Raw genomic sequence first — 18423 nt, forward strand, 5'->3', positions numbered from 1 at the left:
CCATAGCAAAATCACACCAATTGCTTAGTGTGGCAAAGGACCATCTTCATCCGTGACATCGCCGTCTTCTTCACGCTGGGATGGAACAGAATAGGCGCCGTTCATCCATCGCGCCAAGTCGATGTCAGCGCAGCGGCGCGAACAGAACGGGCGATATTCTTGCACCATGTCTTCGCTGCAGATGGGACAGGTCAAGACAGCACCTCGGCGAGTGGCAAGCGTGCGCGCTTGCGTTGCAATTCGAAATGGCCAAGCGGGGTCCAGCCAGCCATCACCGTATCCACGTCATCCTTGCGCAAGGCTGCGCGCAACACCGCTTCAAACGTCTTGCGTTCCTTTTTCGGCATAGGTGCGAGATCGATTGTGATCTGCCCACCCAAACCGCGCACACGCAGGGCAGACGGCAATAGGCGCGCGCAGGCCAAGTTGGCCTTCAACCCCGCGGCAAATGAACCATCGGCGCCGGTATTCACATCCACGGCAACAAGCGCCCGTGTCGATTCGACAAACATGCTGGCATCTGCACCCAAACCCACGCGTGCCACCCTCGCTCCGTCCAGCGCATCCAGAATGCCATGGTCTTTGAAGCATCCCGGTTCTGTCACAACCGCTGCCGGATCGGTCCAGTCCCGCCACGCCAGGACATGGGGCCCATCGCCTTCGGTCAGAGCCTCGGGACCCTCACCCTGATCCCCCATCACCGTTTCTGCCAGATCGCGCATTGCGGCAATGTCATCCGACACCGCCTCGGCATCTGCGCCAGCGGCCGCCGACCTCAGGATCAGACCCATCTGACTTCCGTCCATCCCCTCATGTGCAAGCGCCATCAGTTCATCGCGAATGTCATCATCTTTAATGCTGCGGGACAGGTTGAGACCGGGAGCATCTGGAGTGACAATCGCATAGCGGCTTTTGAACAGAACCTTGTGGCTGACGGGGATGGCCTTGCCCGGCTCGGCGTAGCCAGTGACCTGCACCAAAAGCGTCTCGCCTTGCCCGATCCCTTTGACGCCGCGCAAGTACGCCGCCCCATCCGGGGTCTTCAGGAAAAGGCCCCCCTGCCCTTTGACAGGTCTGTCCGTGACTGCACGGTAGACGGTGCCTGGACGCGGAGCATCGGAGTCGATCAGCAGATCATCCAGATGTCCGTCCACGAGAAGTGCTGCCGCCTCGCGGCCATTCAGATGGTCCAAACAAATCTGGCGACCCTTCATGCCCAAACCTTCATGCCTGCGGCCTGCAAAAGCCCCGCGGTCTCGGACAAGGGCAACCCGACAATGGCGGAAAACGAGCCTGAAATCCAAGGGATCAAAGCACCGGCTGGACCCTGTATGCCATAGCCCCCTGCCTTACCCTGCCAATCGTTCATCGCCAGATAGCCGGTGATTTCATCTGCGGACAGGGCTTTCATGCGTACCGTGCTGACAACATCGCGTTCCCAGAGACTGTCACCCTTTTTCACCGCGACTGCTGTGATAACCCGGTGGCGCCGCCCCGACATCTGGCTCAGGAATGCGCGCGCTTCGGCTTCGTCTTCGGGCTTGCCCAGAATGCGACGCCCCAGTGCAACGGTTGTGTCAGCGCACAGGACGACATCGTCGGCACCCGCGACCACTGCGTTCACCTTCTCGCGAGCCATCCGCGCGCAGTAGGGGCGCGGCAGTTCACCTTTTCGGGGCGTTTCATCAATATCAGGTGGGCGCACATCATCAGGCGCAACATCAATTTGCCCGAGCAGCTCAAGCCGCCTCGGGCTTCCGGATCCCAGAATAAACGCCACGAAAGGAGTTTATTTGAAGCGGTAGTTGATCCGACCTTTGGTCAGATCATAGGGGGTCATTTCGACCTGCACCTTGTCGCCTGCCAGAACGCGGATGCGGTTCTTGCGCATTTTTCCTGCCGTATGTGCGATGATCTCATGGCCATTCTCAAGCTCGACCCGAAACGTCGCATTGGGCAGGAGTTCCTTCACGACACCGGGAAATTCGAGCGTATCTTCCTTGGCCATGGTCTCTCCTTCATTGCATTGCCCGCCAATGTGCGGACGCGCCACTAAATGCGCCTCTACGGCCCATAATTCAAGGGCTAATCAGGCGAGTGTCACGACTGTGACAGGATCGGCACGACCACTTTGCGCCATCCAGTCCCGGCGGTTCAGGACCGTGCCATTTGCCCGTACCTCGGCTATGTGGGCCAGATCAATTTCGCCATAGACCCATCCCGGCGCGTTCAGCGTACCCATTGCAATCACGCCAGTGTCAGGAAAACCCCGATCTGGCGGCCCGAAAATGCCGCCCGCCCCTGTCGAGATATCGACGGCCTCGGACCAGGATGCTTCCCCAACAACGGACGACATCACAGTAACACATTGATTTTCCAAGGCGCGCGCCTGCGCACCGATCCGAACGCGGGAATAGCCCGACACCGCTTCGGTCACAGACGGCACCAAAATGATATCGGCATCGGCCAGAGCCCGCCCCAGAAGTGGAAACTCGCTGTCGTAGCATATCAGGATGCCAATCCGCCCCAGCGCAGTATCAAACAGTTGCAGGGGATCGCCTGGCACGACATTCCATGTTTCCGCCTCGAACCGGGTCATAATCTGTTTGTCTTGCACACCAACCCCACCACTGGGAGCAAACAAGCGCGCACGGTTCACAGGGCGGGCGATGTCATCGTGTCGAGCGGGACCGGAGGCGGCAAGGATATGCACACCGAATTGGGCAGAAAGGTGTGCATGTAACGCATCCGCATCGGGCAACCGATCCGCCACGGCGAAAAGGGAAGCCTCCAGATCGCGCGCAATGTCCAGCCCTGCAAGCGTGGCCAACTCCATCGCGCCATATTCTGGGAAGACCAGCAAATCCGCACCAGCTTCCGCCGCTTCAGAGACCCATGCCGTCAACTTGTCCTCGTAGGCCGCCCAATCGGGCAGTACATCAAGAGGATACGAGGCTGTTGCAATCTTCATACCCTTTTGTGCCTCACTCTGATCGCTTGACGCAAGACGCGGCATGTCTTTCGAAAAACCAAAAGCAATGTGACATGATGGCTGATTTTTCTTGACCAGTCCGCACCTGAACATTCAAAGAATACAAAACTGTGTAAAGGTATCCCATGTTAAGCAAGGGTGTCACCCTGCGTGGCCTTGAAGTGTTCGAGGCGCTCGCCGCAACCGGTTCAGTTGCCCAAGCCGCGTCAGTGACCGGCCTCAGCCAACCTGCCGTCAGTCAGCAATTGCGGAACCTCGAAACGGCGTTGGCCACTGATTTGGTCGATCACGGAAAACGCCCCATGCGGCTGACCCCTGCCGGCACCAGCTTTCTGGCACGGGCCGAGGCCGCTTTGTCGCAACTGCGTCTTGCGCAATCCGAATTGACGGTAATGGACCTGGCGCATTTGTCGGCCCTTTCCATCGGGGTCATCGATGACTTTGAGAACGACCTGACCCCAAGGCTGGTGACGATCCTGGCTGACAGCCTGACGCGCTGCAAATTCACACTTGCGACCGCCCCCAGCCACGAGATCCTGCAAGCGATTGCCGACAAAAGCCTGCACATCGCAATCTCGGCCAGTGATGGCACGATGCGCGATGGCGTTCTGGAATACCCGCTGGCGCGTGATCCGTTCATTCTGGTCGCCCCGCGCGGTGTGGTTCGCGATGGCGATCCCATGTCCATCCTGCCCGACCTGCCATTTCTCCGTTACGAGCGGGAACAATTGATCTCGCGCCAGATCGAGGCGCACCTGGCACGTCAAAAGCTAGATTTCGCGGACCGCTTCGAGATCGGTAGTCACTTGGCATTGATGGCAATGGTGGCACGACGCATCGGGTGGTCCGTGACCACACCGCTGGGGTATATGAGGGCCGGGCGTTTCCATGATCAGGTCGATGCCTTCCCGCTGCCCTTCAAGCCGTTCTCACGCACCATATCGCTCTATGCCAGTGCGGATTGGGCAGGTGAGGTTCCAACCGATGTCGCCAACACGATGCGGCGTCTGATCAAAACGCATATGATGGATCCGGCCCTGATACAGTTGCCGTGGCTCGCCGGTGAGCTGCGTTTGCTCGATGGTTGAGCGCTTGCCCTTTTTGCCTGATCACGTCCACATGTGTCCCCAGCAATGAGGAGATGCACCATGACCGCCCCTTCTATCGTGATCCTCACGGGCGCCGGTATTTCGGCCGAAAGCGGTCTTGGGACATTTCGGGACGAAGGTGGCCTGTGGGCGCAACATCGGATCGAAGATGTCGCAACCCCAGAAGGTTTCGCGCGCAATCCGCAGCTTGTTGTCGATTTCTACAATGCGCGCCGTGCGCAAGCGGCCGAAGCCAACCCAAATGCAGCCCACGCAGCCCTGGCGCGCCTGCAAGCCGAACATTCCGGTTCCGTCACCTTGGTGACGCAGAACGTCGACGATCTGCATGAGAAGGGTGGCAGCACAGATGTGATCCACATGCACGGCGCATTGAATTCCGCCCTGTGCGCGATGTGTGAACATCGCTGGCCCGCGCCGCTTGCAATGTCGGTACGGCAGGAATGCCCTAGCTGCGCAGGACCGACGGCCCGGCCAGACATCGTCTGGTTTGGCGAAATACCCTATCATATGGAACGGATTGAACTTGCTTTGGCAAATGCGGACGTGTTTGTCGCCATTGGCACGTCGGGCAACGTCTATCCGGCAGCCGGGTTCGTTCAGATGGCCCGACATGTCGGCGCAGAAACGATTGAGATGAACCTGGAACCAGGCGAGAATGTCGGCCTGTTCGATGACGTTCGCGCAGGCAAAGCATCAGAAACGGTACAAAACTGGGTGGCCGAAGTTTTGGCGGGATAAGGCGGATCGAGATCCGCCTTACGACGCTTCCAGCCGTGCCCCATCTCGAATTCAAACGGGTGGAGCAAATGTAAGGCGGATCTTGATCCGCCAGCCTTCAGTGCGAGTGGTCGCCGTGCGCGCCGGCTTCGGGCTTGCGCGCATTGTCGACAGGTATCGTTACCGCCACATCGCCAGCTTTCTCGAATGTCAGGGTCACTTCGATGGTGGCATCCTGCTCCAATGGGCCGGTCAGCCCCATCAGCATGACGTGGTCGCCGCCCCGCACCATGTGGTGCGTGCCACCTGCGGGGAGTGGAATACCACCCTCGATTTCAGTCATCTGCATCACGCCATCACTCACCTCAATATGAGTGTGCAATTCAACGCGGGCAGCTGCATCCGTGCTGGCGGAAATCAGGGTGTCGTCTTGCCCTGTCTCATTGCGGATCATCATGAAGGCCGCACCCGATTTTGCAGCTGGGCTGGCCGCCCGGGCATATGGATCCATAACCATGATGCCGTCAGCAAATGCAGGAACAGTAAGAAGCGTCGCCGCGATAGCGGCAACAAGGGTAGTACGAAGGGACATTGGGTCCTCCTTGAGTTAAGTCATCTGTTGTTGGGAAGTCCGGAACAGATCGACAGGAGGGGCCCGCGCAGATGCCCGAAGCTGGCACGAAACGGAATGCTGCTCCACAGGCGGAACAGCCCGCAGCACCGTGGCGTTGTCCAGCCATTTTGAAATGGTGTTGAAAGGCACCACAACCGCAAACAAGTGCAACGCGCAGTCGGGGCACAGGTGCGGGGCAGTTGTGGGCTGTCCGTCCGCATCGATAAAGACGACGGCCACCGTGGTCCCCGAGCAGATCACCATTTGATCGACGGCTTGCGGCCCACCACGTGCCACCGCCGCGCTGTGGCTTGTCGCCATCAGCACAAAGCTCAGGACTATGGACACAAAGGCGCGATTCATGTCGCACACTTAGAGAGACTCAGGGCACATCACAACTGCGGCACAATTGCCGCTTGCCCGCCTCTGTGAATGGGCACGGCCATCATGCAACAAGAAAACCCCGCCTTCTTGCGAAAGCGGGGTTACAAGCTGAAAGGCTTTGAAATCAGGCGGCGGCGGCTTGTGCCTTCGCGATCTCTTTCTTGACCTTCAGGGCGCGGTCCGACAGCTCAACGTCCTTGGCTTTCGCCAGATACGCGTCCAGACCACCACGGTGGTCCACCGACCGCAGCGCCGCTGCCGAGATGCGCAGCTTTACGCCGCGGCCCAGCGTCTCGGACTGAAGGGTTACGTCATTCAGGTTCGGCAGGAAGCGCCGACGTGTTTTGTTGTTGGCGTGGCTGACATTGTTGCCAGTCATCGGGCCTTTTCCGGTCAATTCGCATACGCGCGACATCGGCTTGTCCTCTTTCGTCCGGCAAGGGACGCGCCCTCGCAAATATCAAAATGGCGCCGCAATGGCAGCGCCTGAAACTTGGTCAGCGGCTACTATGCCCCTGACCGAGATTCGTCAACCCCCAGACCCATCAAGGGCAGCCGCCTTCGCGCTTGCAGCCTTGGAAAGTTTGGCTCGCTTGCGCTGCTTTGCAAGTTCAGCGAGTTTTGTCCAGTAAATCGCGGAATGCCGACGGCCATTTCGGTGCAGCGCAGTGACGGCGCAAGATGAGACGGGCGGGTCAAACAACATGCGTTGCAAGGCCGGAAACTGCCCCGCCTCGCGCAACACACGACTGGCTGGATGACCGGAGCACGCCGTCCGCGCCAACCCGATCCGTGGGAACAGGGCTTGGATCATCCGGGCATTGCGCATGTCCAGCCTGCGAAACGGATCCACAATCAATGTCCCTGCCAATTGACGCCGCCCATGCACACCCAAATCCCCTTTCGCAAAGTCGAAATCACGGGAAGACGCGCGAAAACGCTTGTCGAACGGCACCACGTCCGGGTGGATCGACACTTGCGGCGACACAAGGATCACGTGGCGCGGTCAAGACACCGCGACAGCCGCAACGCGGCGTATCCCCCCATTGAAAACCCCATAGCACCCGGCGACCATACCCGCGCAGTGCGTCCGCCAAGCAGTGTTCAAGTGCTGCGGTCTCGTCATTGACAAACCAGTCGTTGAACCGCGACTGAATGTGCAGATGCGCGTGGTCTTGCGCGATGAAACTGCGTACCGGATTGGGCCGGCTGAACACCCCATCAACTGATACGCGTTGGCGGAAACTGACGAACAAGCGCCGCCCCGACGGATTGAAAAGGTCGGCCCGCAGCAGATCGCCGTCAAAAACGCGTTCGGGGTCAGCCATCCAGATGTTCAGTAAGGAACATTTGTGCAGCGGCCGATGGGCTGCGCGTCCCCGCCTCAACCTCGGCCGCCAGTTTGCCAAGCGCGGCCCGTGCCGTGGGCCTGTCCAGCCGAGCGAGCAAGCCTGCGCGCACATCGTCTTCGAACCAGTACCGCGCTTGCGCAGCACGTGTTGCGGCAAAGAAGCCTGCCTGCTTTCGCCAATCAATCAGCGCCTGCATGTCGGTCCAAGCAGCTTCCAGACCTTCTCCGGTCATTGCCGACACCATCATTGCCTTGGGAAATCCATCCGGGTCCTGGGGACGCTTGCGCAACAAGCGCAACGCGCCAGCATAGTCGGCACAGGTACGTGTCGCGGCGGGTTTCAGATCGCCATCCGACTTGTTGACCAGGATCATGTCGGCCATCTCCATGATCCCGCGCTTCACCCCTTGCAACTCATCACCGCCCGCCGGGGCCAACAGCAACAGAAACAGGTCGGACATCTGCGCCACAACCGTTTCGGACTGTCCGACACCAACCGTTTCGATCAGTACGACGTCGAACCCGGCACCTTCACACAAGGCGACCGCTTCGCGCGTCCGGCGGGCCACACCGCCCAGATGAGTCTGGCTCGGTGATGGGCGAATGAAAGCAGCTGGCTCGCGGCTCAACCGGTCCATGCGCGTCTTGTCGCCCAGGATCGACCCGCCGGACCGAGCAGAGGACGGATCAACGGCCAGAACCGCAACGCGCAACCCGGCCTGCACAAGCGTCATTCCAAACGCCTCGATAAAGGTTGATTTGCCGACGCCCGGTGTGCCTGACAATCCGATCCGCAGCGCCTGCTGATCTCGCGGCAATGCCGCCAAGACCTCGGCCGCCTGCACCCGATGATCGGCCCGTCCGCTTTCCACCAGCGTGATGCCGCGTGCCAGCGCCCGGCGCTCACCAGCTGCAATCCGTTCAGCAAGATCCTTAGTGTCCATGGCCGCTTTTCTGCGGGGGCATGTCCAGAATGTCCAGTGTTGGCGGGCCATGACGGTTGCGCCATAAGGCGACGTATGACCCGGTTGCCTATTGATGACATTCTACCTGATCTGTTGGACACACTGCGCCAGCACGGGCGCGCTGTGCTTCAGGCTCCGCCGGGTGCGGGCAAAACCACGAGGGTGCCCTTGGCCATACTTGATGATGGGTTGACCGACGGGCGCATTCTCATGCTGGAACCCCGTCGCTTGGCCGCACGTACGGCCGCAGACCGAATGGCTAAAACGCTTGGAGAACAGACCGGGCAAACTGTCGGATATCGCATCCGCGGCGACAGCACTGTTGGCTCTGCCACGCGCATCGAAGTGGTGACCGAGGGGATCCTGACAAGGATGCTGCAGGACGCGCCGGACCTGCCTGGCGTGGGCGCGGTGATCTTTGACGAATTCCACGAACGGTCCTTGAACGCCGATCTGGGTCTTGCCCTGTGCCTGGAAGTGGCCGAAGCTCTGCGCGATGATCTGATCCTGCTGGCCATGTCCGCCACGCTGGACGCTGCACCAGTGGCCGACGTGATGCAGGCACCGATCCTAACGTCTGAAGGCAAGAGCTATGATGTTGCGGCGCGTTGGCTGGACCGTCCGCCAGCAAAAACGACCCGCTTCGAAAACGCGATGGCGGACTTGATCCGTGAGGCATACCAAAACGAACCCGGTGGCCTGCTGGCTTTTCTGCCGGGAGAAGGAGAAATCCGGCGTACCGCGGCGCTCCTGTCCGATCTGCCCAATGTGCAGCCGCTTTTCGGCGCCATGGACTTCAAAGCACAGCGCGCCGCCATTTCCCCGTCTGACCAACGCAAGATCGTGCTGGCCACAGCAATTGCGGAAACCTCGCTCACCATTCCGGACATCCGCATCGTTGTTGATGGCGGCCGTGCCCGTCGCGCGCAATTCGATCCGTCATCGGGCATGTCACGCCTGATCACTGAAAAAGTAACGCGGGCCGAAGCCACCCAACGTGCTGGCCGCGCTGGCCGCGTTGCCCCCGGTGTCGCCTACAGGCTTTGGACCAAGGGGGAGGATGGCGCCCTTGCCGCCTTCCCGCCGCCCGAAATCAGCGCAGGCGATCTGGCCAGCTTTGCGCTTGAACTTGCCATCTGGGGCGGAGGCGAGAATGACCTGCGATTTGTCACCCCGCCCCATGAGGGGCGCTTGGCCGAGGCGCGTGCCGTCCTGCAAATGCTGGGTGCTCTCGACGCTCAAAACCGGATCACCGACCATGGGCGACTGCTTGCTCAGCAACCCTTGCACCCCAGGCTGGCCCATATGCTGGTGACGGCTGGCAAACAGGCGGCACCGCTGGCTGCCTTGCTGAGTGATCGTGATCCGCTGCGTGGGCGCGGTACAGACCTTGGACTAAGGCTACGCGCGCTCAAGAACCCCGGTGACTTTGGTGAAAGTGTTCATCGCGGGGCCATCGCCCGGATCAAGGACGAGGCAAAAAGGCTGGCCGCAAAGCAGAATGAAGCTGCACCGCTTTCGGCGGCGGCAATGGCCAGTCTTGCATATCCGGACCGCATCGGGTTGAGGCGTTCCGGTGACCAACCGCGCTATGTCCTGTCTGGCGGCAAGGGCGCCGTCATGCCCGAAGGTGATGGCCTAGCCGGTCAGAAATTGATCGTGGCGACGGATCTGGACGGCAACCCGCGCGAAGCGCGGGTCAGGCAAGCGGCGGCTTTGACACTGTCCGAGTTGGAAGCCCTTTTCGCAGATCAAATCCGGTGGAACGACATCTGCGTGTGGTCCAAACGGGACGGCGGAGTTCAGGCCCGCACGCAACGTCAGTTTGGCGCACTGACCCTCGAAGACAAACAATGGCACGCGGCACCGGATGAGGCCGTGGCAATGGCGATGATGGACGGTATTCGTCAGATCGGTCTTCGCCCATCCAAAGGAGCGAAACGGCTGATGGCGCGTGCGCGTCTGATGGGAAGCGAATTTCCTGATTTGGGAGAAGAAGCACTGCTCGGCTCCCTCGACACATGGTTGCTTCCGCACCTTGCGGGGATCCGCACAGCGTCGGACTGGAAAGCCTTCGATATCTTGCCCCCATTGCAGGCGCATTTGGGGTGGGACATGCTGCAAAGACTTGACCGCGCAGTGCCCGGGCATTTTGAAACACCCCTCGGCCGGCGTATTCCCATCGATTATGATGAAGAGGTGCCGGGCATCTCTGTGCGCCTGCAAGAAATGTTCGGTGTAACCCGACACCCGATGGTGGGGACTGTGCCGCTACAAGTCACCCTGCTGTCCCCTGCCCAGCGCCCCGTGCAGGTGACGTCGGACCTGCCCGGATTCTGGGCGACTTCCTATGCCGATGTGCGCAAGGACATGCGAGGGCAGTATCCGAAACACCCCTGGCCCGAAGACCCAACGCAAGCAGACCCCACACTTAGAGCAAAGCCAAGGCGCTGAGCACTTCCGTAGCTACAACCGAATATCGGTCGGAGTTAGCCCGGGTGGCCCCTTGCCAGCCGCTTCCGCCTCACGGATCAGTGTACGCATCCGAGCATTCAGCGGAGCTTGCCGCCCATACCGTTCGGCAAGTGCAATGATGGCACCCTGCAAAGCGTCGATTTCGGTGCGGCGCCCCTGTTTCAAATCATCCCACATGGACGAGCGGGCCTGAGCGTCGATGGTGAGCATCTGCGCTGCAATCCGGCGAAACAGTGGCGTGGGCAGACGTAGGATATGAGGGATCAGGCCGGGTGGTGCAGCGGTTGTCTTGGCGGGTTTGATCCCAGCGGCAGACAATATGCGCAGTGCTTCGGCCATTTGATCCGCCATCAGGTGGCGCCACGCGCGATCCTGCAACTGTGTCAACAGCGGCAGGTCAGACAGCGCGTTGATTGCATTGCCCAGATTGATCAGCAGCTTACCCCACTGCACCGCTTCAATGTTTTCGACCTGCTGCCACGCAAGGGTGGGCGTATCAAATGCGGGCAAGGGCCCGGCTTCGACCAAAATGTCACCGGACGTCGCCCGGTGGTAGTGCGCAGCCCCTTTAGGCACGACATTGAACGGGACCATCGCGGCGCGAACATCGGCACCCGGTACTGCGCCGCGCAAGATGGAGGCATTGTCGACCCCGTTCTGCAAGCTGACAATCTGTGCCGAAGGCGCATGTGCTGCGATGTCTCGTGCCATGGTGGCCGTATCGCCTGACTTTGTGCAAACAAGGATCACGTCCGCACCGGCGAATGCGGCTTCGGCCGTTTCGACCATCTGCGGCTTGGGCAGGTGCACATCATTCCCAGCATAGTCCGTCATGCGCAGGCCACGCTGCGCACAGGCTTGGGCGATCCGCGGCCGCGCCAGAAAACAAACGTCATGACCAGCCGCCGCCAGCAAGCCACCAAAATAGCAGCCAATACTGCCCGCGCCCGCGACTGCTATGCGTGCGCCCGCCATAAGATCAGACCCCAAGACACCAGCGCATGATGGCCTTTTGGGCATGTAGACGGTTCTCAGCCTCGTCAAAAATGACCGAATGCGGGCCATCCATCACTTCCGACGTCGCCTCGTCATCACGGTGAGCAGGCAGACAGTGCATAAAAAGGCTGTCCTGTTTGGCCTGTGCCATGAGGTCTTCGTTCACCTGGTAGCCGCGCAGTTGGTTGTGGCGCCGCTCGCGCGCGGATTGTGGATCGTGCATGCTGACCCATGTATCCGTGACAACGAGATCGGCATCTTTTACCGCGGCATGGGGATCGCGCTCGATCGTATAAAGACCGTCCAGTGCGCGTTCCGGATCCAAGGGTTCCGGCCCTGTAAAGGTCAGATCAAACTCGAACTGCTTGGCCGCGTGGGCAAAACTGGCGAAGACGTTGTTGCCATCGCCAGACCACACAACCTTCTTGCCCTTTATGGGACCGCGATGCTCTTCGAAGGTCATAACGTCCGCCATGATCTGGCAGGGGTGAGTGCGGTTAGTTAGCCCATTGATGACAGGAACGCTGGCATACTCCGCCATCTCAAGCAGTGTGGCCTCTTCAAAGGTGCGGATCATGATCAGATCCACATAGCGGCTCAGCACTCGCGCAGTGTCGGCAATGGTCTCTCCGTGGCCAAGCTGCATGTCACTCCCGGACAGCACCATGGTCTGCCCACCCATTTGGCGCACACCAACGTCAAAGGACACGCGCGTCCGGGTCGAGGGCTTTTCAAAGATCAGGGCGACCATATGGCCTGCCAATGGCTGATCGTCGTCCTGGGTGCCTTTGGGGCGCCCGGCACGCGCCGTTTTCATGGCTTGGGCATTGTCGATGATGTGCCGAAGATCTGCTTGGCTGGTGGTGTGGATGTCCAGGAAATGGGTCATGTCGTTGTCTCTTGGATCGAAGGGCTGAGAGCCAAAGGCCCCCAACCCTCGAGGTTTATTCAATTAAGGAAAGTTCAGGCCGCGACCTTTTGCGCTGCAGCATCAAGGCGTTCAACAGCCGTGGCGAGTTCCTCATCCGATATGGTCAAGGGCGGCAGAAGGCGGATGGTGTTGTCTGCTGCAGGCACTGTAATGACCTCTTTGTCATAACCGGCAGCAACGACATCCCCGCACGGAACCTTACATTTGATGCCGAGCATGAGCCCTGATCCACGCACCAGCTCGAACACATCGGGATGGGCCGCGACCAAGCCTTCGAGTTTTTGGCGCAGAAGTCCCGCTTTGCGATTCACATCATCCAGAAATTTGGGATCCGCAACGATGTCCAACACAGCGCACCCCACGGCACATCCCAGTGGGTTCCCGCCATAGGTTGATCCGTGTGTTCCGGCTGTCATGCCGCTGGCTGCGTCTTCGGTGGCGAGCACGGCCCCAAGCGGAAATCCTCCGCCGATGCCTTTGGCCACCATCATGATGTCAGGCTCAATTCCCGCCCATTCATGGGCAAAGAGTTTGCCGGTGCGCCCCACACCGCATTGGACCTCGTCAAGGATCAAAAGGATACCCTTTTCATCACACAGGTCGCGCAGACCCTTGAGGCATTGATCCGGTATGGGGATGATGCCGCCCTCGCCCTGCACGGGTTCGACCAAGATAGCGGCGGTTGCGTCTGTAATCGCGGGCTCAATTGCATCGTGATCGCCAAAAGCAAGATGCGTGAAGCCAGGCAACAGGGGGCCAAAGCCCTTTGTCATCTTCTCGGACCCGGCAGCGGCGATGCCTGCAGAGGACCTGCCGTGAAAGCTGCCGGAGAATGTGATGATGTCCACCTTTTCCGGATGCCCTTTGTCATACCAGTATTTGCGCGCCATTTTGACGGCCAGCTCGCACGCCTCGGTTCCCGAATTGGTAAAGAAAACGGTGTCAGCAAAGGTCACGTCGACCAACTTGTCAGCCAGCGCCTGCTGCTGTGGGATGTGATACAGGTTGGATGTGTGCCACAGCGTGCCAGCCTGATCGGTCAGCGCCTGTGTCAGCGCAGGATGAGCGTGACCCAAGGCGTTCACGGCAATGCCAGCCCCAAGATCAAGAAAACGTCGACCGTCCGCCTCGATCAGCCAAGTGCCTTCGCCTTTGACAAACGTCAAAGGAGCACGGTTGTAGGTCGGCAGAACGGACGTGATCATGCGGATCATCCTTTTTGGAAGGCCAATACATCAAAGCACGTTGGTGCATGAGGCATGAGGCAGGGTCAACAGATTTGAGGAAAAGCGTGCCATCACGGCACATCAAGATCAGGCGCAGCGGTCAGCTGCGTCGCAAGGCTCGTCGGAGGTGTGCGAATTTGATCATGCAACCCCTCTAGGTCAGTTGCAGCACATTTGCCAGCAAAAATGCGCTTGCACTCGGGGCGGCACAGGCGCAGGCACGCGACATGTACCAGCCCAAGGTCGAGAACCCTGTTTTTGCCGCGCTGCTGATCGTCGTGGCCTGTGCCTTCATCGCAGCCTCGACCTTATTTGCAAAAGCGCTGGGGACGGACCAGTTTGGTGCCCGGCTGCATCCGTTCCAGATCAGCTTTGGCAGGTTCATGTTTGCATTTCTGATCCTGAGCATGGCCGCGCTGGTCCTGCGCCCGGAATTGCAGCGCCCTCATCTCGGGTTCCATTTGGCCCGCACAACGAGCGGTTGGGCGGGTGTTACGCTGATGTTCGCATCCGTTGCGTACATCCCATTGGCCGATGCAACTGCAATTTCGTTTCTCAACCCGGTCTTCGGTATGATTTTGGCCATCCCATTGCTGGGCGAGCGGGTGGGCAAATGGCGCTGGCTGGCTGCCCTGATCGCCTTTGTCGGAGCCATGATCCTGTTGCGTCCGACACCAGCGAGTTTTCAGCCCGCGGCGCTCTTGGCCCTCGGGGCCGCCATGGCACTGGGGTTTGAGCTGGGCTTTATCAAGAAACTGACCGGTCGCGAGGGTCCCTTTTCGATTCTGTTGGTCAACAACGCGCTTGGACTTTGCATTGCCACGGTGGCCGTATCCTTTGTTTGGCAAGCCCCCACTGTCAGCCAATGGATGCTCATGGCTGGGGTCGGATGCGCAATGGCTGCTGCACAGGCATGCTTTGTAAACGGCATGGCCCGGGCCGATGCCAGCTTTGTCGCGCCGTTCAGCTATGCCACCCTGATATTTGCCGCGGGGTACGACACTATCTTCTATCGCGTTGTCCCGGATGCAGTCACGATCCTTGGCGCCGGTATCATCATCGCCGGGGCATTGCTTCTGGCCTGGCGCGAAGGCTTGCGCGCATCATCCAAAGACTAAGGTGATCCCTTGTAACTTTGGGCTGTGTGACTACTATAGGGCGCTGACACTGAACTGAGACACAAGGCGGCCCCACGTGAGGCCGCTTTTTAAATCGGAAAGCCTGCTGATGTCCTGGACCGACGAACGCGTTGAACTGCTGAAAAAAATGTGGGGCGAGGGCCAATCGGCCAGCCAGATCGCCAAGGAACTTGGTGGCGTCACCCGCAACGCGGTGATCGGCAAGGTGCATCGCCTCGGTCTTTCGAACCGTGCCGGTGGCGGTGGTTCAAGCGCAAGCACGGCCAAGGCAGAAGCCAAACCGAAAGCGGCCCCGAAGGCTAAGGCTGAACCAAAGGTTCAACCCAAGACGGAACCAGCCGTCAAACCGGTATCCGAGACAAAGACAAGCCTGCCTGCACGCAAGCAGATCATTCCAGCAGGCCAGCCCCTGCCCCCGCAGCCCTCGGCCAACGAGATCAGCCCGGAAGCACTGGCCAAGGTCAACGAGGTCGAAAAGAAAGCCAAGAAAATCAGCCTGATGGAACTGACCGAACGGACCTGCAAATGGCCCGTAGGTGATCCGGCCACAGACAATTTCTGGTTTTGCGGCCTGCCCGTGCAACAGGGCAAACCCTATTGCGAAGCGCATGTGGGTGTGGCGTTCCAGCCGATGTCGTCGCGCCGGGATCGCCGTCGCTGATCCTGCGGTCGCCTTGCGGCGGCACGACATTCAAGGGGGCTTTGCCCCCCGGCCTACGGCCTCCCCCATGGTATTTTTAGTCAGAAGAAGACAGGCTGTTTAAAATCGGGCAATCCGGTCTGTTGTCGCCAGCACATGTGTTGACCAGATGGCGCAGCGTATCGCGCATGGCTGACAGGTCAGCGATCTTGGCTTCAATGGCGCCTAGATGTGTCGCAGCGATCTTGCGTACATCGGCGCTGGCCCGATCTCGATCCTCCCACAACGCAAGAAGGGAACGGCAATCCTCGACAGAAAACCCAAGCGCACGGGCGCGCGCCAGAAAAGTCAGTTGATGGATGTGCGTGTCTGTAAAGCTGCGATAACCGTTGGCACTGCGCCCTGGAGTAATCAGCCCTATCTCTTCGTAGTAGCGAATTGTTTTTGCCGGCAGTGCGGTGAAGTCTGCAGCTTCCGAGATGTTCATGCGGTTCCCTCCGTGCGCAGGCGCAAAGCGTTTGTAACGACAAAAACGGAAGACAGTGCCATGGCCAGGGCCGCCAATGCAGGCGAGAGTTGCGGACCACCAAAGGGCACTAGAATGCCAGCAGCCACAGGGATCAAAGCTGTGTTGTAGACGAAAGCCCAGGCCAGGTTCTGCCAAATGTTGCGCAACGTGGCGCGGCTGACACGCATGGCGCGCAAGACGGCTGCGGGTTGTGCGGACATGAGGACGACATCCGCCGCTTCGATGGCTGCGTCAGTGGCGCCATTTACGGCCAGCCCAACATCGGCAGCAGCGAGGGCCGGGGCATCGTTGATACCATCCCCGACAAATGCAACTGCACCTTTGTCCGCACGCAGCTTGCGGATCGCATCAACCTTTTGGTCCGGTTTCACGCCTGCGATGACAGTATCGATCTGCAGTGCCTCAGCGGTGTGTTTTGCGGCGGCAACCGCGTCACCGGATATCATCGCCACCGACCTACCCTGCGCCTTCAAAGCAGCAATGGCCTCTGCCGCACCGCTTCGTATCGTGTCGCGAATGGCCAGTGACCCCATGTGGCGCCCATCGATGGCGACATGTACAACCGTCGCGCCGGTCGAAGCCCACTCCGCAGCAGTCTCGCTCACATTTGCATCGGCCGTCACGCCGGCTTGCGATAGCATATCTAGGTTGCCAACAACCACGCCGTGCCCTTCGACAGATGCGGACGCGCCGGCCCCAAGCGTTGCCTGGAAGCCGGAGACATCCGTTGGAGCTTTTGCAACATGATCAACGATTGCGCGGGCGATTGGATGCTCGGATAGGCTTTCGACACCCGCCGCCATCCGCAGCACAAACGCCTCTTCTGCAGCGTCTGCCAAGGCAATCTCATACAACTGTGGCATGCCCATGGTCAGAGTGCCCGTCTTGTCGAAGGCTACGACCTGCGCATCTTGCACCCGCTGCAATGCGTCGCCCTTGTGGAACAGCACACCCAATTCCGCTGCGCGCCCGGTGCCTACCATCACGGACATTGGCGTTGCTAAGCCCATTGCGCAGGGGCAAGCAATGATCAGCACCGAGACAGCGGAAACCACGGCAGGGGCCAATCCGGCGAAAGCCCACCAGATCACAAATGTTCCCAATGCTATTGCAAGGACAGCAGGCACAAACCACGCCGTGATCCGATTGACCAATGCTTCGACCGGCAGACGCGCGGCCTGCGCTTCACGGGTTAGAGCCGTAATACGAGCAAGTACTGTATCCTCACCCACATGCGTGGCACGCAGCGCGATGGTCCCTGTGGTTGTCAGCGTTCCGCCAGTGACAATGTCACCCTCTTGCCTTAGGACCGGCACAGGTTCACCCGTCAACATGCTTTCATCAACGTGGCTGTAGCCATCAACCACGATGCCATCCACCGGAATCCGCCCACCTGAACGAACACGCAACACATCGCCCGTATGTACCGACGCCAGCGGCACCGTCTCGGCCGCGCCATCATCTGTCAGTCGCTCGGCTGTATCCGGACGCAACCCCAGCAAACGCCGGACGGCGTCACCGGTGCGCCCTTTCGCGCGCGCCTCGAGCCAGCGCCCCATGAGGATCAATGTGACAATCACCGCGGCAGCTTCGAAATAGACGCCTGCAGGGGGAAGGATGCCGGGAGCAAGGACAGAAAAAGCCGAAAACGCAAACGCGGCCCCTGCCCCGAGTGCCACCAAGGCATCCATGTCCGGGCGTGCCTTGAAAAGATTGGGCAGTCCACGACGAAAGAACCCGGCTCCGGGTCCCGCCAATACAACTGCAGTCAGAACAAGCTGAAACAGATGGCTGTTGGTGGTGCCAATCGTCCTGGCCACCCAATGATGCAAGTGCGGATACATGTGGCCGCCCATCTCGATAACAAACACGGGCAGTGTCAGCGCTGCAGCGATTAGGAAACGGCGGAAGAAACGCTCCGTTTCGTTACTTTCTTGTGCACTGGTGTTGGATGGCTCTGCGGGGTAACCGGCATCTTTCAAAGCGGTTCGCAGATCAGAGTCGGAACCAAGTGATTCAACAACAAGGGTGCGGGTTGGCAAACGTGCTTCGGCCTTGATGACACCGGGCGTGGCGCCCGCTGCCGTTTCGATGCGGCCAACGCAGGATGCACAGGACATGGACGGGATGTGCAAGACGGTATGCTTGACGGCAGGCGGATAGCCAGCCTCATCCAGCGCCTGCATCGCATTGGTTACATCGACTCCCGCGACACGTGCCGTGTGATCTGCAAGGTTCACGCGCACGTCACGCGCACCTGGCAGTGCGGCCAAGGCCGCCTCGGCCCGTCCAACGCAGGAAGCGCAGTGCAATCCTTGCAACGTTAAGGTCAGTGTCTGTTCCTTCATGTGTTGCA

At 59.8% G+C, this 18423-nt stretch carries 20 protein-coding genes; 5 read left to right on the forward strand and 15 right to left on the reverse strand.

Features of this window, described 5'->3' with window-relative positions; all coding sequences use genetic code 11:
* Nucleotides 1-24 precede the first annotated feature (24 nt).
* The 5 genes from AC6RA8_RS01265 to AC6RA8_RS01285 form a co-directional block, all read right to left on the reverse strand.
* Entirely contained in the window at nt 25-195 is a 171-nt protein-coding gene (locus AC6RA8_RS01265) for a DNA gyrase inhibitor YacG (protein WP_500350314.1), read from the reverse strand.
* Nucleotides 192-1214 carry a ribonuclease E/G gene (locus tag AC6RA8_RS01270; RefSeq protein WP_500350315.1) on the reverse strand — a complete coding sequence of 341 codons (1023 nt, stop codon included), beginning with the start codon at nt 1212-1214 and terminating at the stop codon, nt 192-194. The genes AC6RA8_RS01265 and AC6RA8_RS01270 overlap by 4 nt, the downstream gene beginning before the upstream one ends.
* The gene (locus AC6RA8_RS01275; protein ID WP_500350316.1) at nt 1211-1780 is read right to left on the reverse strand and encodes a Maf family protein; all 570 of its coding nucleotides are present in this window, start codon (nt 1778-1780) and stop codon (nt 1211-1213) included. Before AC6RA8_RS01275 ends, AC6RA8_RS01270 begins: the two co-directional genes overlap by 4 nt.
* A 9-nt stretch (nt 1781-1789) precedes the next feature.
* Nucleotides 1790-2008: a translation initiation factor IF-1 gene (infA, locus tag AC6RA8_RS01280; protein WP_005978431.1), complete on the reverse strand. Its 219-nt coding sequence runs from the start codon at nt 2006-2008 to the stop codon at nt 1790-1792.
* A gap of 81 nt (nt 2009-2089) precedes the next feature.
* Nucleotides 2090-2971 carry a carbon-nitrogen hydrolase family protein gene (locus AC6RA8_RS01285; RefSeq protein WP_500350317.1) on the reverse strand — a complete coding sequence of 294 codons (882 nt, stop codon included), beginning with the start codon at nt 2969-2971 and terminating at the stop codon, nt 2090-2092.
* Nucleotides 2972-3117: 146 nt separating this feature from the next.
* On the opposite strand from AC6RA8_RS01285, the gene AC6RA8_RS01290 reads away from it, so the two are divergent.
* Together AC6RA8_RS01290 and AC6RA8_RS01295 are read left to right on the forward strand one after the other, a co-directional pair.
* A complete protein-coding gene (locus AC6RA8_RS01290) occupies nt 3118-4080 on the forward strand; it encodes a LysR family transcriptional regulator (protein ID WP_500350318.1) in 963 nt (320 codons plus the stop codon).
* A 60-nt stretch (nt 4081-4140) separates the two neighbouring features.
* The gene (locus tag AC6RA8_RS01295) at nt 4141-4839 is read left to right on the forward strand and encodes an NAD-dependent deacylase (RefSeq protein WP_500350319.1); all 699 of its coding nucleotides are present in this window, start codon (nt 4141-4143) and stop codon (nt 4837-4839) included.
* A gap of 97 nt (nt 4840-4936) precedes the next feature.
* Here the strand turns inward: AC6RA8_RS01295 and AC6RA8_RS01300 are convergent, their stop codons facing one another.
* From AC6RA8_RS01300 to meaB, 5 genes are all read right to left on the reverse strand, one after another.
* A complete protein-coding gene (locus tag AC6RA8_RS01300; RefSeq protein WP_500350320.1) occupies nt 4937-5410 on the reverse strand; it encodes a copper chaperone PCu(A)C in 474 nt (157 codons plus the stop codon).
* Between the two features lie 15 nt (nt 5411-5425).
* A complete protein-coding gene (locus tag AC6RA8_RS01305) occupies nt 5426-5794 on the reverse strand; it encodes a hypothetical protein (RefSeq protein ID WP_500350321.1) in 369 nt (122 codons plus the stop codon).
* Nucleotides 5795-5939: 145 nt separating this feature from the next.
* The gene (gene rpmB, locus AC6RA8_RS01310; protein WP_299374978.1) at nt 5940-6230 is read right to left on the reverse strand and encodes a 50S ribosomal protein L28; all 291 of its coding nucleotides are present in this window, start codon (nt 6228-6230) and stop codon (nt 5940-5942) included.
* Between the two features lie 114 nt (nt 6231-6344).
* Nucleotides 6345-6812 (reverse strand): hypothetical protein, encoded by a 468-nt coding sequence (locus tag AC6RA8_RS01315; protein ID WP_500350322.1) that lies wholly within the window; start codon nt 6810-6812, stop codon nt 6345-6347.
* A 323-nt stretch (nt 6813-7135) separates the two neighbouring features.
* Nucleotides 7136-8110, reverse strand: coding sequence for a methylmalonyl Co-A mutase-associated GTPase MeaB (gene meaB / locus AC6RA8_RS01320; RefSeq protein ID WP_500350323.1), 975 nt, complete (start codon nt 8108-8110; stop codon nt 7136-7138).
* Nucleotides 8111-8185: 75 nt separating this feature from the next.
* On the opposite strand from meaB, the gene hrpB reads away from it, so the two are divergent.
* The gene (gene hrpB / locus AC6RA8_RS01325; protein ID WP_500350324.1) at nt 8186-10585 is read left to right on the forward strand and encodes an ATP-dependent helicase HrpB; all 2400 of its coding nucleotides are present in this window, start codon (nt 8186-8188) and stop codon (nt 10583-10585) included.
* A gap of 12 nt (nt 10586-10597) precedes the next feature.
* Here hrpB and AC6RA8_RS01330 read toward each other — a convergent pair whose 3' ends face one another.
* The 3 genes from AC6RA8_RS01330 to AC6RA8_RS01340 form a co-directional block, all read right to left on the reverse strand.
* A complete protein-coding gene (locus tag AC6RA8_RS01330; RefSeq protein WP_500350325.1) occupies nt 10598-11596 on the reverse strand; it encodes a 2-dehydropantoate 2-reductase in 999 nt (332 codons plus the stop codon).
* Nucleotides 11586-12491: an ornithine carbamoyltransferase gene (argF, locus tag AC6RA8_RS01335; RefSeq protein ID WP_500350326.1), complete on the reverse strand. Its 906-nt coding sequence runs from the start codon at nt 12489-12491 to the stop codon at nt 11586-11588. The genes AC6RA8_RS01330 and argF overlap by 11 nt, the downstream gene beginning before the upstream one ends.
* 74 nt (nt 12492-12565) lie before the next feature.
* On the reverse strand, nt 12566-13738 hold the full coding sequence (locus tag AC6RA8_RS01340; protein ID WP_500350327.1) for an aspartate aminotransferase family protein: 1173 nt from the start codon (nt 13736-13738) through the stop codon (nt 12566-12568).
* Nucleotides 13739-13986: 248 nt separating this feature from the next.
* Here AC6RA8_RS01340 and AC6RA8_RS01345 point away from each other — a divergent pair, with 248 nt between their 5' ends.
* The gene (locus AC6RA8_RS01345) at nt 13987-14877 is read left to right on the forward strand and encodes a DMT family transporter (RefSeq protein ID WP_500350328.1); all 891 of its coding nucleotides are present in this window, start codon (nt 13987-13989) and stop codon (nt 14875-14877) included.
* Between the two features lie 109 nt (nt 14878-14986).
* Nucleotides 14987-15559: a GcrA family cell cycle regulator gene (locus tag AC6RA8_RS01350; RefSeq protein ID WP_500350356.1), complete on the forward strand. Its 573-nt coding sequence runs from the start codon at nt 14987-14989 to the stop codon at nt 15557-15559.
* Between the two features lie 76 nt (nt 15560-15635).
* Here AC6RA8_RS01350 and cueR read toward each other — a convergent pair whose 3' ends face one another.
* Together cueR and AC6RA8_RS01360 are read right to left on the reverse strand one after the other, a co-directional pair.
* A complete protein-coding gene (gene cueR / locus AC6RA8_RS01355; protein ID WP_500350329.1) occupies nt 15636-16025 on the reverse strand; it encodes a Cu(I)-responsive transcriptional regulator in 390 nt (129 codons plus the stop codon).
* The gene (locus AC6RA8_RS01360; protein ID WP_500350330.1) at nt 16022-18415 is read right to left on the reverse strand and encodes a heavy metal translocating P-type ATPase; all 2394 of its coding nucleotides are present in this window, start codon (nt 18413-18415) and stop codon (nt 16022-16024) included. Before AC6RA8_RS01360 ends, cueR begins: the two co-directional genes overlap by 4 nt.
* Nucleotides 18416-18423: the final 8 nt, after the last annotated feature.

The sequence above is a fragment of the Tateyamaria sp. genome, from assembly GCF_059783535.1.

Excerpts from the sequence above, each read along its gene's own strand:
- AC6RA8_RS01270 (WP_500350315.1), bottom strand. The coding sequence starts at position 1,214 with ATGAAGGGTCGCCAGATTTGTTTGGACCATCTGAATGGCCGCGAGGCG.
- infA (WP_005978431.1), bottom strand. The coding sequence starts at position 2,008 with ATGGCCAAGGAAGATACGCTCGAATTTCCCGGTGTCGTGAAGGAACTC.
- AC6RA8_RS01285 (WP_500350317.1), bottom strand. The coding sequence starts at position 2,971 with ATGAAGATTGCAACAGCCTCGTATCCTCTTGATGTACTGCCCGATTGG.
- AC6RA8_RS01290 (WP_500350318.1), top strand. The coding sequence starts at position 3,118 with ATGTTAAGCAAGGGTGTCACCCTGCGTGGCCTTGAAGTGTTCGAGGCG.
- AC6RA8_RS01295 (WP_500350319.1), top strand. The coding sequence starts at position 4,141 with ATGACCGCCCCTTCTATCGTGATCCTCACGGGCGCCGGTATTTCGGCC.
- AC6RA8_RS01300 (WP_500350320.1), bottom strand. The coding sequence starts at position 5,410 with ATGTCCCTTCGTACTACCCTTGTTGCCGCTATCGCGGCGACGCTTCTT.
- AC6RA8_RS01305 (WP_500350321.1), bottom strand. The coding sequence starts at position 5,794 with ATGAATCGCGCCTTTGTGTCCATAGTCCTGAGCTTTGTGCTGATGGCG.
- rpmB (WP_299374978.1), bottom strand. The coding sequence starts at position 6,230 with ATGTCGCGCGTATGCGAATTGACCGGAAAAGGCCCGATGACTGGCAAC.
- meaB (WP_500350323.1), bottom strand. The coding sequence starts at position 8,110 with ATGGACACTAAGGATCTTGCTGAACGGATTGCAGCTGGTGAGCGCCGG.
- hrpB (WP_500350324.1), top strand. The coding sequence starts at position 8,186 with ATGACCCGGTTGCCTATTGATGACATTCTACCTGATCTGTTGGACACA.
- argF (WP_500350326.1), bottom strand. The coding sequence starts at position 12,491 with ATGACCCATTTCCTGGACATCCACACCACCAGCCAAGCAGATCTTCGG.
- AC6RA8_RS01340 (WP_500350327.1), bottom strand. The coding sequence starts at position 13,738 with ATGATCACGTCCGTTCTGCCGACCTACAACCGTGCTCCTTTGACGTTT.
- AC6RA8_RS01345 (WP_500350328.1), top strand. The coding sequence starts at position 13,987 with ATGTACCAGCCCAAGGTCGAGAACCCTGTTTTTGCCGCGCTGCTGATC.
- AC6RA8_RS01350 (WP_500350356.1), top strand. The coding sequence starts at position 14,987 with ATGTCCTGGACCGACGAACGCGTTGAACTGCTGAAAAAAATGTGGGGC.
- cueR (WP_500350329.1), bottom strand. The coding sequence starts at position 16,025 with ATGAACATCTCGGAAGCTGCAGACTTCACCGCACTGCCGGCAAAAACA.
- AC6RA8_RS01360 (WP_500350330.1), bottom strand. The coding sequence starts at position 18,415 with ATGAAGGAACAGACACTGACCTTAACGTTGCAAGGATTGCACTGCGCT.